Source organism: uncultured Amaricoccus sp. (assembly GCF_937858865.1).
Lineage (GTDB): Bacteria > Pseudomonadota > Alphaproteobacteria > Rhodobacterales > Rhodobacteraceae > Amaricoccus.
On sequence record NZ_CALLYO010000269.1, the window covers coordinates 1 to 1,893 of the forward strand.

A 1,893-nucleotide genomic window follows, 5' to 3' on the forward strand; every position below is an offset into this window, starting at 1 on the left:
CCCCGAGACCGGCGCTCCCCCCGGGCCGGGTCAGCGGCCGATCACCATGGGGATGATCTGGTCCTGGTAGAAGCGGACGAGGGTCTGGCCGGAGAAGCTCATCGTCATCCAGAAGACGGCGAGGATGGCGCCGAGCTTCGGGACGAAGGTCAGCGTCATCTCCTGCACCGAGGTCAGCGCCTGCACCAGGCCGATGGCGAGGCCGACGGCGAGCGCGACGCTGAGGATCGGCGTCGAGACGATGAGCGCGGTCCAGAGGCTCTGGCGCAGGATGTCGAGGACGGCGGCCTCGGTCATCGCCGGGCGCCTCAGACCGGCATCCGGAGGATTTCCTGGTAGGCCTCGACGACCTTGTCGCGCACCGCGACCGCCGTCTGCACCGCAAGCTCGGTGGCGGCCAGCGCCTCGACCACCGCCTGCGGGTCGGCGCGGCCGGCGAGGCCGGCCTTCACCGTCTCCTCGCTCTGGCGCAGCGTCGCCATGAAGTCGGTGGCGGCGGTGGCGAAGGCCTCGCCGGGGCTGCGGACGGGCGTGTCCTGCGGCGCCGGCCGCGCCACCGCCTGCACCTGGGAATAGAGCTGGGAGGCGAGCGTCGCCTTGATGTCCATGGGGGTCCTCGTTCAGGGCTGGGTTCAGCGGCGGAGCAGGCCGAGCAGCGAGCTCGCCATCTGTCGCGCCTGGTCGAACATCTTCAGGTTGGCCTCGTAGGAGCGGTTGGCCTCGCGGGCGTCGGCGATCTCGACCACGAGATCGACGTTCGAGCCGAGATAGCTGCCGTCCGCCCCGGCGAGGGGGTTGCCGGGGTCGTAGATCCGCACGAGCTCGCTGCGGTCGAGCCTGACCGGCCCGGTCGCCACGGCGCGGGTGTCGCGGGTATCGTCGAGGACCGCCTCGAAGGAGACGGTCTTGCGCCGGTAGCCGGGGGTGTCGGCATTGGCGATGTTCTCGGTCGTCAGGCGGATGCGCGCGGCCTGCGCCGCCATGCCGCTCGCCGAGGCCGCCATCGTCCGCTCGAGGTCGCTCATCGCCTTTCTCCTCAGCGCCGGGCGACGGTGGTGCGCAGGATGTCGAGCGTCTTGGAGTAGACGCCGAGCGCCATGTCGTGCTCCTGGCGCACCGCCGCGGCGCGCAGCATCTGGTCCTCGAGCGAGACCGAGTTGCCGTTCGGCGTCTCGGTGCCGAAGGCCGCCGCCTCGTGCGGCTCGAGGCCGCCCTCGGCGCCGAAGGCGACATGGCCGGGCCGGGTGGTGCGGGCGGCAAAGGCCGGCGCGCTCTCGAGGATGCTGGCGAAGTCGGCGACGTCGCGCGCCCGGTAGCCGGGGGTGTCGGCGTGGGCGACGTTCTCGGCGATGACCTGCTGGCGGGCGCTGGCGTGCGCGGCGAGCGCGCTGGCGAGGTTGAGAAGGCTCAGGTTCATCGGGACCGCCGTTCTGGTGTCAACGCGGGCTTAACCCTCGATGATTGACAAAGCGTAACCGTTCCGCCGCCCCGAGGTGCCGCCATGCTCACCGACTTCGCCGCCCTCGGGGCCGAGCTCGCCCGCATCCCGAACCGGCGCCGGGTCGGGCGGGTGACCGCGGTCGGCACGGCGGCGCTGGAGATCGCCGGGCTCTCGAACCACGCGCGGATCGGCGACCAGGTGGCGATCGGCCTCGGCGGCCGGGCGGCGGCGCGCGAGGCGCTGGGCGGCGAGATCGTCGGCGTCTCCGAGCGGCAGACCCGCGCGATGACCTATGCCCCGCTCGACGGGGCGGCGGTCGGCGACGAGGTGGTGCTGCTCGGCGCCGCCGGCGTGCATCCCGCCGAGGGCTGGGTCGGGCGGATCGTCGACGCCTTCGGCCAGCCGCTCGACGGGCGGCCGCTGGCGCCCGGGGCGGCCAGCGCGACGCTCCG

General features: G+C 73.2%; 4 protein-coding genes and 1 pseudogene. 1 reads left to right on the plus strand and 4 read right to left on the minus strand.

Translation table 11 applies throughout. The features are described 5' to 3' along the window. Positions 1-30: 30 nt before the first annotated feature. From Q0112_RS07515 to Q0112_RS07530, 4 genes are read right to left on the minus strand one after another with little or no spacing between them, the layout of a single operon-like run. On the minus strand, positions 31-297 hold the full coding sequence (locus Q0112_RS07515; protein ID WP_297973458.1) for a flagellar biosynthetic protein FliQ: 267 nt from the start codon (positions 295-297) through the stop codon (positions 31-33). Positions 298-308: 11 nt separating this feature from the next. Further along, positions 309-608, minus strand: a complete 300-nt coding sequence (fliE, locus tag Q0112_RS07520) for a flagellar hook-basal body complex protein FliE (protein WP_297973460.1) — start codon at positions 606-608, stop codon at positions 309-311. Between the two features lie 24 nt (positions 609-632). Continuing rightward, positions 633-1,025, minus strand: coding sequence for a flagellar basal body rod protein FlgC (flgC, locus tag Q0112_RS07525; protein WP_297973462.1), 393 nt, complete (start codon positions 1,023-1,025; stop codon positions 633-635). 11 nt (positions 1,026-1,036) lie between these two features. Continuing rightward, positions 1,037-1,417 (minus strand): FlgB family protein, encoded by a 381-nt coding sequence (locus Q0112_RS07530; protein WP_297973464.1) that lies wholly within the window; start codon positions 1,415-1,417, stop codon positions 1,037-1,039. 84 nt (positions 1,418-1,501) lie between these two features. Between Q0112_RS07530 and fliI the strand changes: the two are divergent. Then, positions 1,502-1,893, plus strand: a pseudogene (fliI, locus tag Q0112_RS07535) (flagellum-specific ATP synthase FliI); the annotation flags it as partial.

Bases quoted from the DNA above. Each gene is read 5' to 3' on its own strand.
- Q0112_RS07515 (WP_297973458.1), bottom strand. From the start codon at position 297: ATGACCGAGGCCGCCGTCCTCGACATCCTGCGCCAGAGCCTCTGGACC.
- fliE (WP_297973460.1), bottom strand. From the start codon at position 608: ATGGACATCAAGGCGACGCTCGCCTCCCAGCTCTATTCCCAGGTGCAG.
- flgC (WP_297973462.1), bottom strand. From the start codon at position 1,025: ATGAGCGACCTCGAGCGGACGATGGCGGCCTCGGCGAGCGGCATGGCG.
- Q0112_RS07530 (WP_297973464.1), bottom strand. From the start codon at position 1,417: ATGAACCTGAGCCTTCTCAACCTCGCCAGCGCGCTCGCCGCGCACGCC.